Origin of the sequence: Baaleninema simplex PCC 7105, from assembly GCF_000332355.1 — a bacterium.
In the GTDB taxonomy this organism is placed as follows: Bacteria; Cyanobacteriota; Cyanobacteriia; order Cyanobacteriales; family Geitlerinemataceae; genus Baaleninema; species Baaleninema simplex.
The window spans coordinates 1,612-13,235 of the sequence record NZ_KB235957.1 but is presented as its reverse complement, the minus strand read 5'-3'; the positions used below and the strand labels follow the sequence as shown (position 1 = coordinate 13,235).

Genomic DNA, 11,624 nt, shown 5'->3' with positions numbered 1-11,624 from the left:
CTGCCGCAACTGGGATGGGTTCGGGTTCGGTGGTCGCGGAAAATTCCTGATTTATTCCAGGTGAAACAAGCTCGAATTGTGCGTAAGGCATCCGGGTACTTTGTCATGCTTAGCCTTCAGGCTGACGTCGATATTCCTGCTGTAGCCCCTCACGGACATCCGGTAGGGATTGATGTGGGTCTGGAGTACTTTCTTTCAACTTCTGATGGAGAACAGGTCAAGCGACCTCGCTTCTTCAACAAACTGCACCGCAAGCTGAGATTGCTGCAACGCCGATTGAAGAAAAAGCAGAAGGGGTCAGCTAACTGGCTGAAACTCCAGAAGAAAATTGCCAGAGTCCATCAACGGATTGCCGATACGAGAAAAGACTGGCATTTCAAGCTGGCTCATCACCTCTGCGACGGTGCAGGGATGATTTTTGTCGAAGATCTCGACTTCCGCATTATGGCTAAGGGAATGCTGGGCAAGCACACCCTCGATGCTGGATTGGGTCAATTTGTGAATCAGATCCTTCCCTGGGTGTGCTGGAAGCGCGATGTGTATTACGGCAAGGTGGATGCGCGGGGCACTTCTCAGGAATGTCCCGATTGTGGGGCAGAGGTTCATAAAGACCTCTCAACCAGGATTCATCACTGTCACAACTGCGGGTCAACAAAGCCCCGTGATGTGGCGAGTGGACAAGTTATCTGTAGCCGTGGGCAACGGCAAATCGAAAATGCCTGTGGAGTCGAGGCGACGGGGGATCGGGTCACTGATTCTAGTTGGCTGGCTGTGAAGCAGGAAATCTTTGGGGCGACCCAAGGAATCTCCCTGCATACCCGGAACGGGTTGCTGGGAGAGGATGTCAAAAATCTTTGTTATACTACGAACTAGAGGTAAATCTTTCGGGTACGGCGTTTCCAGGCGCAGTCTTTACGCTCTCAAAGACGATTTGAAAGTCATCGATCGAAACCGAACTCAACCCTCTACTGGTTAGGTTGAGAATCGGGTCGGAAATCATCGGCTGAAAGCTGAATCTGAAAAAAAGTCTCCGGACTCCATCACTTTTGCTGTGTCGAAACCGATCGCGCACTGTTAAGACGTGCGATCGAGCGGTAGAGGTGTCGGACTGGCGCGTGTAGACAACGTCACTCGAGATAGCTCGCGTGCGAAGCTGGCGATCGGGTCGCAGTTCCCAAACCCCCGATCGTCGAACTTGCATCGTGGGGTATCGTCGTGCGTGCTGTCGAAATGCCGAGTCGCCGAATCGAATTTGCTGTTTGTTGTTATTGGGGAGGTACGTTTGTGACCGTTCGCTTGTCCGTTTCGCGGTGCGTCGTTACACTGTCAATCGGTCTACTGGTGGTTTTGTTTGCCGTTTTACCACCGTCGCTTTTATGTTTGAATACATCTTCAAAACAGGCTTCGTTTCTTAAGTTTACCAAACCGTCGAGAATCTATCTCGACAACAGAGGTACGTCTTCCCTGGCGATCGAACCTCTAGCTTTAGCGAATCTATCCGTCGTCGCGTCTAATGGTGTGGCGTTCGAGTTCGGGGACAGCAATCTGCTCGATCGCCGACGGGATCTCGTCCAATTGAACGAAATGCTCGATCGCTTGCGTCGTCTGTTTTGGACTTTCGCCCAGTGTTGGCAAGCCCTGTTACAGCAACCGGGACTCAATCTGCTCCTCGAAGCTAACCTTCCCCATAAAGGAGAAGATATGCTAGAGAGTGCTGCTTAGTTCCGAGTTCGAGTGAACCTTCGCTATCTCGTCCCGCTATATGACCCGTCCGTTTCCGAGTGGAGTTGGGAAGCCCGCCTGCTGCGCTGGCTGACTCTCTTCTGGCTCGTCATCGGGTTACTCGTCCTGTTTTCTGCCTCCTATCCGAGTGCCTATGCCGAACTCGGAGACGGAACCTATTATTTTAAACGTCAGATTCTCTGGGCGATGGTAGGACTCGTCGGGTTCAATATTATCGTCCACACTCCCCTGCGACTGTGCCTGTCGATCGCCCGCTGGGGATTGTTAGCCCTGTTGGGGTTGCTCCTGGCGATCCTGATTCCGGGGTTGGGAACCACCGTCAACGGTGCCACCCGCTGGATTGCTATCGGTATCGTTCCCATTCAACCCTCCGAGCTGATCAAGCCCTTTCTCATCCTTCAAGGGGCGATCGTTTTCGGACGGTGGAATCGGCTGACGTTTCGAGAACGAGCGATCTGGTTGGGTGTGATGGTCTTAGTTCTCACTAGCATTTTATTTCAACCGAACCTGAGTACGACTGCCATGTGTGGCATGATGTTGTGGTTGATGGCCATGGCGGCGGGATTGCCCTATCGCTTGTTAGGGGGAACCGCTTTGTCTGGGCTGCTGTTAGCGATTCTCAGCCTCAGTATTAAGGAATACCAGCGACGACGAGTCATGTCGTTCCTCAACCCCTGGGCAACGCCCGATCGCGACGGTTATCAACTGGTTCAAAGCCTGATCGCGATCGGCTCGGGGGGCTTTTGGGGAACGGGTTTTGGAATGTCTCAGCAGAAGCTGTCCTATTTGCCCATTCAGGACAGCGATTTTATTTTTGCAGTGTACGCTGAGGAATTTGGATTTCTCGGCAGTTTTTTGCTGTTGTTGTTTTTGTTGGTGTACGGGACGTTGGCGTTACGGGTTGCCTTGAAAACCCCGAACGTTGTCTATCAACTGGTCGCCGTCGGTGTCATGGTGGCGTTGGTGGGACAGTCGTTGATTAATATCGGCGTGGCGACTGGAGTACTACCCACGACGGGTTTACCGCTGCCGTTGTTTAGTTATGGAGGCAGTTCGACGATCGCGAGTTTAGCAGCTGCGGGGTTGTTGGTGCGGGTCGCTCGCGAAAGCAATGCGGCTTCAGTGGTGTCTCTGTCACAACAACGACAAAAACGCCGCAGACCGGCATCGAAGCACTAATCACGGCGTTTCGGGCTGTCATCTCGAATGTGAAGAAATACGACAAATAGCTTGGCGAACCTAAAGAATATCCTATAGATGATATAATGAGGTGATGGCGGAAAGATATCGACTGAAAAAAACGCTTCAAGCTTTCAGTGGGTACGTCAACGCCACCCGAAACGATAACCTCGAGCGAAGATTCCCAGGATTCACCCTGGGAATCTTCAGCGGCGATCGGCCGCTGCACGAAGCGAGCGAGTTTGCCCCTTCGTGACAACGTGGAGTGGCGAAGCGTTCGTCCGGTGACAACTTACGAGCTACTCGATTCTTCAGCTTTCCGGCGCACGAAACGCAACAGGAGATGGATGAAGAACAGGTAGCCCGTTGCCAGGACGAGAATGGTTAGAGAGAGATTGTCGAAGATCATAGGAGGGAGGGAAGTGAGAAGCGGGACACAAAAAAGAAGCGCGAAAGCCAAACGCAGCACAATTTAGCAGGACACCGAGGGCGATCGCCTCGGTCTGCAAGTGCCAAACCACCGTAACTGAAGTACGAAACCGTCCTTCATCTGCGAGCAATGCGACCGAACTTTGCCTTACCAATCGCAAGACTGACTGGGCAACCTGAGCAACCCAGCTTGATATCCGGTTGAGGGGGTTGTAAAAACCTTCGCACGACCGACCGTCAGGAGGCTGTCCCTTCGATCGTCTGTCTCTACTAACACAAGCCGAGTTTCGACAGGGCGAGAACGATCGGGTCTTCCAACGCGCTCCTCACAACTGCACTCGCGTTGTAGGGGTATTTGGGGTTACAACAATCCTTACCATTAATGTAACATAAGTTTCCGAATTTTTCGGGAGATCCTCGGGGGTGACTTAATAAATCTTTAATATGTGCGATCGAAAACGTCCAACCCAGACCCGACGAGAGCTTTCGTCAGAGCGATCGCCCCGTGGCGTTCTGCCCGATCGGTCTTCAGGCGTTGACAGAGTTTCCAAAAGCACGTAAACCAACTCACGATCGGAAAACTTCCCTACTCGAGAGGCTTCGCTTAGAATAGAAATCATATATGTAAACTTTCGTAACTTAGCCCCTGAGTCAGCCGATCCCCATGACCTCAGTAACTGCACTTTTTTCCCCAGTTGAAGACGACCTGCGCGTCCTCAATCAAAACTTGCGAGAGCTTGTCGGGGCGCGTCACCCTATCCTTTTCGCCGCAGCAGACCACCTGTTCCAAGCTGGGGGCAAGCAACTGAGGCCGGCGATCGTGCTGCTTGTCTCGAGAGCCACAATGCCCGATCGAGACATCACGTCCCGACACCGCAGACTGGCCGAAATCACCGAAATGATCCACACCGCCAGTCTCGTCCACGACGACGTCCTCGACGAATCCGAACTACGACGGGGCATCCCCACCGTTCACAGCAGCTTTGGCAATCGAGTCGCCGTTCTGGCCGGAGACTTTCTGTTTGCCAAATCCTCCTGGTATCTGGCGAACTTGAACGACCTCGAGGTGGTCAAACTGCTGTCTCAGGTCATCGTCGATCTAGCGGAAGGAGAAATCCAACAGGGGTTAAGTCGTTTCGACGCCGATCTCTCCCTCGAAGCGTACCTCGAGAAAAGTTACTACAAAACCGCCTCTCTGATTGCCAACAGCAGCAAAGCCGCCGCCGTTCTCAGCGGCGTCAGCCCAGAGATGGCAAACCATCTGTATTATTACGGTCGCGACGTAGGCTTGGCGTTCCAAATCGTAGACGACATCCTAGATTTTACGGGTACGACAGAAACCCTGGGCAAACCAGCCGCCTCAGACTTGCGAAGTGGCAACCTCACCGCCCCAGTTCTCTATGCCCTCGAAGAACAACCACTTCTCGAAACCCTTATCGCTCGAGAATTCGCCGAACCCGACGATCTCGATCGCGCCCTGGCGTTAATCGAAGAAAGCAATGGCATCGAGCGATCGCGAACTTTAGCGGCCGAACATACTCGGTTGGCGATCGAACATCTCGAATGCCTTCCGGCCTCAGAATCCCGCCAAGCCTTAACCAATCTCGCCGACTACATTCTCCGCCGCTTGTATTAGAGATGACGAGATGATGAGAGACTATTACCTGTCCTCACTCTTCCCTCACTCTTCCCTGTTAAAGTTTCCCTGTCCCCCCTGCTCCCTTGCCCCCTATCTCTCCTCTTGGGAAAACAGATATTACACTAAAACGAAAGACTTCAGCAAATACAGCATCAAACCCGCTTATGATTCCTACCGTTATCGAACAATCCGGACGCGGCGAACGTTACTTCGACATTTACTCGCGACTACTGCGCGAGCGTATCGTGTTCCTCGGCGAACAAGTTACCCCCGAATTAGCCAACCGTATCGTCGCTCAACTGCTGTTTCTCGAAGCCGACGACCCCGATCGAGATATCTATCTCTATATCAACTCCCCAGGGGGGGCTGTGTCTGCCGGAATGGGTATTTTCGATACCATGAACCACGTGCGGCCTGATGTTTGCACCATTTGCCTGGGTTTAGCAGCCAGTATGGGCGCGTTTCTGTTGAGTGCGGGAGCGAAAGGCAAACGCATGAGCTTGCCCCACTCGCGGATTATGATTCACCAACCTCTCGGCGGAGCCCAGGGACAAGCCGCAGACATCGAAATTCAGGCCAAAGAGATCCTTTACATTAAAGATCGCCTGAATCATTACCTGGCCGAACATACCGGTCAACCCCTCGAGAAAATCCAAGAAGATACCGAGCGAGACTTTTTCATGTCCGCCGAAGAATCTAAAGAGTATGGGTTGATCGATCGCGTCATTACTCGCAGTCCCTCGGCGTCGCGTCCCACCGCTGTCGAGGCTTAAGAGTCGGTCGAGACGTCAAGGGGCTAACGCTTAAGACCTTGACGTCGGTTGTGCCTGGAGATGCTGCAAAAACGACGACAGTTCCGATCGCGTGAGTTGCTGCCGCGATCGCTTCCCGTAGGTTTGCTCCAGGTGCGATCGCCCCCGGTCGGCGTCCCATCCAAGCCGTCGCAACTCCAGCGTCGTTTGAACCATCAAATCTGAGTCGTCCGTCGGTTCGGTCGAACTGTTTTCTTCCATCGCTAAATTAGAAGTTGGGGAAGATACAGAGGTCGAAGGTTCGACCCCTTGAGAAGATTCAGCATCGGGGGAAGCCGGAGATGTCACAGAAGGAGACGGTGTCACAGACGCCTCAGTCTCCAAAAGCTCGACCTTCGTGGGAGTCGCCTCCCTCTCGAAATCTAGCATCGCTAACACTCGTTCCCTGGCGCGATCTTCAGCGGTTTCAACCGAAGTCGCAGCAGCCATCCCCGACGCCAAACAAACGCCTTCAACTTCAACTGTCGCTCGAACGATATATTGTCCCTCGTGTATCGTGACGAGGTCGGCGCACAGACTTCCTGAAGGATAGCGTTGGCGGAATAATTGCAACATAGCCCAAACCGTCGATCGACTCGCGAATCGCTTTTAGTTTAATTCTAGCGATCGCCGGTATTGATAGTCGATCGTTGAGAGGGGAATCGTAGGGTGCCGTGACGCGGACAGAAAATGTAACGGAAAGACAGTTCAAAGAGCTTTCCCGCGTCACGCACCGCCCCCACAGGAAAATGAGGTGAGGAGATTAGGAGATGAGGCGATCGGGTGAACTCCTCCCCATTCCCTGTTCCCCGTTCCCTATTCCCTAAATGTAATGGAAAGACAGTTCAAAGAGCTTTCCCGCGTCACGCACCGCCCCCACAGGAAAATGAGGTGAGGAGATTAGGAGATGAGGCGATCGGGTGAACTCCTCCCCATTCCCTGTTCCCCGTTCCCCGCAAAAGACGGGGCAAATTATGGTGTAAAATGAGCAGAAGTCGCCTCAGCTTCGCTCGTGTCGGCCGGTTCGTGACAAAAACGCTCCATCGAGTTCGCAACTGCACCCATCACGCACCGATCTCTTTTCGATACTCGCGCTTTTGCCGTGCAGATCGAGCGACAGTCACAACTTCTTTGGCGGCATCGACGCTTCGACTCGAGCGACGGCATCCGTGTCTCGAAATCTTGTCGATCGCGCTCGGAGCCGTCCTAGTAGGTTCGAGCTGCGTTACTAGCCAATACAGATCGAGATATATAAGGATTACAGAATTGCATGAACTTTTCGATCGCAACACTCCTGTCCAACTTTCCAGACGATAAATCAGTCGCACCCAAAGTCCTCGAGAAAAAACTGGACTGCGAAGCCACACCCGACCTTCAAAAACTGCACATCGTTCTCGACGCACTAGAACGGTCTGGGATTCTCATGAAAGATCGCGGACGCTACCGACGGGACGATCGAGAAGAACTCGTCGAAGCCAAACTTCGATGCTCGAGCAAAGGATTTTGCTTCGCCATCCAAGACGCCGAAGGCGCCGAAGACATTTACGTCCGCGAGTCCTATCTCAGCACCGCCTGGAACGGCGATCGCGTCCTCGTCAAAGTAATAAAAGAAGGAAGTCGCCGCCGCTCTCCTGAAGGCGAAGTGCGCTTAATTCTCGAACGGGCGAATCCCTCCGTCCTCGCACGCATCAAAGAAGTTCCCGGCCGGGGATATCGCGCCGTTCCCCTCGACGATCGCTTGCTGTTCGAGATCGACCTCGAAGACGACGAACGCCTCAAAGACGCCGTCGATTACCTGGTTCACGTCGAAGTCCAGCGCTATCCCTTGGGTGCGAAACCGCCGCTGGGGCGGGTGGTACAAGTTCTCGGAAGCGACGCCGAAGCGGCCAACGACATCGACATCGTGTGTTGCAAACACGACCTTCCCCGAACCTTCCCGCAAAAAGTCCTCGATTCTCTCGAGACCGTTCTGCAACCGATCGACGACAAAGCGATCGCCGATCGCGTGGACTTGCGGCATCTCAACACCCTGGCCTTTGCCAACAGTGAAAACGAACCGGTCGATCGCGCCTATAGCCTCACGCGCAACAAGCAAGGCAATTGGCAACTCGGAATTCACATCGCCGACGTAGCCCGCGTCGTTTTCCCCGATTCCCCCCTCGATCGCGAAAGCTTCAAACGCGGTACGAGTATTTACCTCGGGGACATAGTACTGCCCCTGTTTCCCGCTGACCTGTGCCGAGCCGTCGGTTTCGCCCCAGAGTCCGACCGCCTAGCCGTCTCGGTACTGGTGACGCTCGATGAAAACGGCGAAATCGTCGAATACGAAATCCAGCCGACGACGATACGCCTCGATCGCCTCGTCAACAACGAGCTAGCCCGTCAAGTCTTCGATCGCTCCGAGGACGAAAACGATACCGTTCCCGACGTTCCTGCCGACCTTCTGAGCGCCCTCGAAGACTTCGCCACCGTCAGCCAAGTTCTCCGCGAACAGCGATATCAGCGAGGATCGTTCGACCTGACCCTTCCCGAGACACACAACCACTTCGACGACGAGACGCCTCTCGGCGTCCCCGTATTCGCCCCCGAATCTCGCGGTCGGGACATTTTATACGAATTCGTCGTTTTAGCCAACCAACTGATAGCCGAGCATCTCAACGCCTTGGGGGTTCCAGCGTTGTACAACATCAACCCCGTCCCCGACCTGGCCGACGTGCAAGACGCCATCAAACTGGCGGCGAACATGGGAGTCGAACTGTGGCTCGAAGACGAAGAAGAAGTCTATCCCAGCGACTTCAAGCAGTTTTCCGAACAGTTCGCCGAATGCGAAGACGCGAAAATTCTCAACTATCTCCTCGAGGCGATCGTGCGTCCGAGTTATTACAGTACGAAGCCGGGGATGCACTTCGGTTTAGCGCTCGAAGAAGGATACACCCACGCGAACACCCCTTTGCAACGCTATCTCGATCTGTTCGTGCAGCGGGTGTTACAGGCCGTGTTCGAGAAAGGGCGCGATCGCCGCACCACGCGATCGAAAGAACGGGTCGACCTGCGGCATTCCTCCTGTCACGGTAAAATCAACTGGAACGTTTTACCGCCGGACGTACAGCACGCGTTTGAAGAGCGTCTCTCGGGATTGGCGATCGCCCTCGGCGAACGAGAACGGCTGGCTCTCGAAGCCGAAACCGACCTCAACGGCTTGCAAAAAGCCGGAGCGATGAAAGAACGCACCGGCGAAATTTTCCGGGGCTTGATTACCGGAGTGCAGTCTTACGGATTCTTCGTCGAGATCGAATCTGGCGAAAACGGTGCGGCTCCAGCTCGCTTAGAAGGCTTGGTTCACGTCTCTTCCCTCAAAGACGACTGGTACGAGTATCGATCGCGCCAACAAACCCTCGTCGGACGCAAAAACCGCAAACAGTATCGCCTCGGCGATCGCGTAGACGTGCAAGTCAAAAGCGTCGATTACTATCGCCAGCAAATCGACCTAGCCCCCGTCGGCGGCGGGAGCGAAGCGCCATTGACTGACGACGACTATTTCAGCGAAGAAGAGTAAGACAGAGCCAGGGGAAGTGGCCGCAAACGGACAACTTCCCCCGAGCAGCACAATGAACGAGTTCAAACATCCCCGACCCCTCGTTATCGGCGTTTCTGGGGCGTCAGGGTTAATTTACGCCGTGCGAACCCTCAAATATCTGTTACAGGCCAACTATCGCGTCGAACTGGTGGCCTCGAAAGCTGCGTATATGGTGTGGCAGGCAGAGGAAGGGGTCAAAATGCCGGCCGACCCCCAAAAACAAGCTCAGTTTTGGCGGGAGAAAGCCGGAGTCGAAACGGAGGGATTTCTACGCTGTCACCCGGCGGGGGACGTCGGGGCTAACATTGCCAGCGGCTCCTTTCGTACCCTAGGAACGATCGTGATTCCCTGTAGCATGAGTACCGTGGCCAAACTCGCAACGGGGGTCAGTTCGGACTTGCTCGAGCGGGCTGCCGACGTACAACTCAAAGAAGGCCGTAAACTGGTAATCGTACCGCGAGAAACGCCCTTGAGTTTGATTCACCTACGCAACCTTACGACCTTGGCAGAAGCGGGCGTTCGCATCGTTCCGGCGATTCCCGCCTGGTATCACCAGCCTCGAACCATCGAAGATTTAGTGGATTTCGTCGTGGCTCGGGCGTTAGACCAGCTCGAGATCGATTGCGTTCCCCTCAAACGGTGGAAAGAGGAGTCGTAGCCGTTTTCAAGCGTTCCACCATGAAACGAAAGTCGAAATTGTCTGTGTTTTGGCTGTTGGCGATCGCGCTGGCGGCCGTGTTCGTCGTTCAGAACGGTGCGCCTGTGGTGGCGCTGCGGTGGTTCGGATTGCGATCGCTGGCGTTACCGTTGGGGGTGTGGGTCGTTCTGGCGGTTCTGGCGGGGATTTTCACGGCAATGCTGTTTGCGTGGCTGTTTCGGTCGTCCCGATCGCCGCACGGTCGTATTGAGAGTTCTCCAGCCTCAGATTTTCCACCCGATACCCACCAACGCCGTTCCTTCACGCCCCAACCTTCTCGAAATTGGGTCGATTTAGAACCCGACGACGACCCTGGCGACGAACGCTTTCAAACGCCGACGGTCGCTTACGAACCTGTCTCGTCCTCCCCATCTCGTCCCGCCTTCGTCCGACTCGAGGCAGAAGACGAACCTGAAGAGGAAGTGTGGGACGACGAAGATTGGGAAGCCGAGAACGCGGACTATCCCGAAGAGGAGAACGTCACGCCGCAGAGCGATCGCACTTACGAAGTCCAACAGCGACCAGTCGAGTCCTATCGCCAGGGAACCATGTACTCTTACAGTTACGAAAAAGCGCCGAAGCCGCCTCCGAGGGAGTCTACAGCCGAGGTGCGAACCTCGAGGGCTGAGGAGGACTTTGTCGAGGAAAGGGTCGCATCCCCGTCAGAACCAGCGATCGATCCAGAGCCGGACGAGGAAGACATCCCCGTGGCGGCCGACTGGGAAGACGATACTGAGTGGGAGGACGAAGCAGTCGAGGATGCCGTAGAAGAGCGCTTCGACGACACGCCATCAGCGCCTCGGGAGCGCGATCGCCGAGAAACATCGGATCGACTCGTCGATGACTGGAGGCAACCGACCCGCGACGACGATCGCGATTGGTAAGGCCGTCGCCGATCGAAACGGGTGCATCTCACTTTTGCAAAAACATCAGTTTAGGGTGGCAAAATTCCCGATTAGCACTTCCGGTATAAGATCCCCGGCATCTTGGAGATGCCGGGGATCTGGAAATTGAGTGCGCCCAATTCGATGAATTTACATTTTTGAGATGCACCCGATCGAAACTCCATCGAGAAATGTCATCGACAGTGGAAAGAATTGACGGACTACATTTATTGAGTGGCGATCTCTGTCAATTTTTAGCTCGCCTTCGATCGCAATTACTACCAATTTTCAGGGATGTTCTTGGTGAAAGCACTCCACTTTCTCTAAGCACTTTTTTATTTAGGGCTTACTGAGTAAAGCCAGAAAATCGACTGATACGGAATCCGTATTAAAACCCCATACTGTAACGATCTATCCTGAAAACAAGCCGCAAACGAAGTCGTAATGCTATAAGGGGAGGGTGCATCCCAGTTTTGCAATGAGTAAGAGTACTTAGGGCTTGCTGAATAACTCCAAAAAACAGGGTATGGACAGTTGACAAGAAATGGAACAGAGTTAAGCATAAGCTATTTTTTTGGTATTAAAATAGCTTGATATAACTCATCCTAATAATTTGGAACACAAAATCAGAGTTTTGGGAAATTTGACACAAAAAAAGACAAGTAAAACTGCCTCAGCAGCTTCA

The 11,624-nt window shown here is 53.8% G+C and carries 11 protein-coding genes; 8 read left to right on the top strand and 3 right to left on the bottom strand.

Annotation, left to right across the window (positions count from 1 at the left end; all coding sequences use genetic code 11):
* Positions 1–873, top strand: an 873-nt coding sequence (locus GEI7105_RS28440; RefSeq protein ID WP_017658577.1) for an RNA-guided endonuclease InsQ/TnpB family protein, incomplete at its 5' end; no start/stop codon positions are given.
* Here the strand turns inward: GEI7105_RS28440 and GEI7105_RS0100755 are convergent.
* The gene (locus GEI7105_RS0100755) at positions 863–1,201 is read right to left on the bottom strand and encodes a hypothetical protein (RefSeq protein WP_017658576.1); all 339 of its coding nucleotides are present in this window, start codon (positions 1,199–1,201) and stop codon (positions 863–865) included. The genes GEI7105_RS28440 and GEI7105_RS0100755 overlap by 11 nt on opposite strands.
* Positions 1,202–1,284: 83 nt before the next feature.
* Between GEI7105_RS0100755 and GEI7105_RS0100750 the strand changes: the two genes are divergently transcribed.
* Both GEI7105_RS0100750 and GEI7105_RS0100745 read left to right on the top strand, forming a co-directional pair.
* Positions 1,285–1,722 (top strand): hypothetical protein, encoded by a 438-nt coding sequence (locus GEI7105_RS0100750; RefSeq protein WP_144053612.1) that lies wholly within the window; start codon positions 1,285–1,287, stop codon positions 1,720–1,722.
* 12 nt (positions 1,723–1,734) lie between these two features.
* Complete coding sequence (locus tag GEI7105_RS0100745; protein ID WP_017658574.1) at positions 1,735–2,922, top strand: FtsW/RodA/SpoVE family cell cycle protein; 1,188 nt, start codon at positions 1,735–1,737, stop codon at positions 2,920–2,922.
* Between the two features lie 868 nt (positions 2,923–3,790).
* Here the strand turns inward: GEI7105_RS0100745 and GEI7105_RS40275 are convergent.
* Positions 3,791–3,922 carry a hypothetical protein gene (locus GEI7105_RS40275; RefSeq protein ID WP_017658571.1) on the bottom strand — a complete coding sequence of 44 codons (132 nt, stop codon included), beginning with the start codon at positions 3,920–3,922 and terminating at the stop codon, positions 3,791–3,793.
* Between the two features lie 93 nt (positions 3,923–4,015).
* Between GEI7105_RS40275 and sds the strand changes: the two genes are divergently transcribed.
* Both sds and clpP read left to right on the top strand, forming a co-directional pair.
* The gene (gene sds / locus GEI7105_RS0100725; RefSeq protein WP_026097328.1) at positions 4,016–4,987 is read left to right on the top strand and encodes a solanesyl diphosphate synthase; all 972 of its coding nucleotides are present in this window, start codon (positions 4,016–4,018) and stop codon (positions 4,985–4,987) included.
* A gap of 119 nt (positions 4,988–5,106) precedes the next feature.
* The gene (clpP, locus tag GEI7105_RS0100720; RefSeq protein WP_281166969.1) at positions 5,107–5,763 is read left to right on the top strand and encodes an ATP-dependent Clp endopeptidase proteolytic subunit ClpP; all 657 of its coding nucleotides are present in this window, start codon (positions 5,107–5,109) and stop codon (positions 5,761–5,763) included.
* A 30-nt stretch (positions 5,764–5,793) separates the two neighbouring features.
* Here clpP and GEI7105_RS0100715 read toward each other — a convergent pair whose 3' ends face one another.
* Complete coding sequence (locus tag GEI7105_RS0100715) at positions 5,794–6,357, bottom strand: slr1353 family protein (RefSeq protein WP_017658567.1); 564 nt, start codon at positions 6,355–6,357, stop codon at positions 5,794–5,796.
* Positions 6,358–7,051: 694 nt separating this feature from the next.
* Between GEI7105_RS0100715 and GEI7105_RS0100710 the strand changes: the two genes are divergently transcribed.
* Genes GEI7105_RS0100710 through GEI7105_RS0100700 form a run of 3 tightly spaced genes read left to right on the top strand, consistent with a single transcriptional unit; the run spans position 7,052 to position 10,939 of the window.
* The gene (locus GEI7105_RS0100710; protein WP_017658566.1) at positions 7,052–9,337 is read left to right on the top strand and encodes a ribonuclease R family protein; all 2,286 of its coding nucleotides are present in this window, start codon (positions 7,052–7,054) and stop codon (positions 9,335–9,337) included.
* Between the two features lie 52 nt (positions 9,338–9,389).
* Complete coding sequence (locus tag GEI7105_RS0100705) at positions 9,390–10,016, top strand: flavin prenyltransferase UbiX (protein WP_017658565.1); 627 nt, start codon at positions 9,390–9,392, stop codon at positions 10,014–10,016.
* 20 nt (positions 10,017–10,036) lie between these two features.
* Positions 10,037–10,939: a LapA family protein gene (locus tag GEI7105_RS0100700; RefSeq protein WP_144053611.1), complete on the top strand. Its 903-nt coding sequence runs from the start codon at positions 10,037–10,039 to the stop codon at positions 10,937–10,939.
* Positions 10,940–11,624 lie beyond the last annotated feature (685 nt).

Bases quoted from the DNA above. Each gene is read 5' to 3' on its own strand.
- GEI7105_RS0100705 (WP_017658565.1), top strand. From the start codon at position 9,390: ATGAACGAGTTCAAACATCCCCGACCCCTCGTTATCGGCGTTTCTGGG.
- GEI7105_RS0100715 (WP_017658567.1), bottom strand. From the start codon at position 6,357: ATGTTGCAATTATTCCGCCAACGCTATCCTTCAGGAAGTCTGTGCGCC.
- GEI7105_RS0100755 (WP_017658576.1), bottom strand. From the start codon at position 1,201: ATGCAAGTTCGACGATCGGGGGTTTGGGAACTGCGACCCGATCGCCAG.
- GEI7105_RS0100710 (WP_017658566.1), top strand. From the start codon at position 7,052: ATGAACTTTTCGATCGCAACACTCCTGTCCAACTTTCCAGACGATAAA.
- sds (WP_026097328.1), top strand. From the start codon at position 4,016: ATGACCTCAGTAACTGCACTTTTTTCCCCAGTTGAAGACGACCTGCGC.
- GEI7105_RS0100700 (WP_144053611.1), top strand. From the start codon at position 10,037: ATGAAACGAAAGTCGAAATTGTCTGTGTTTTGGCTGTTGGCGATCGCG.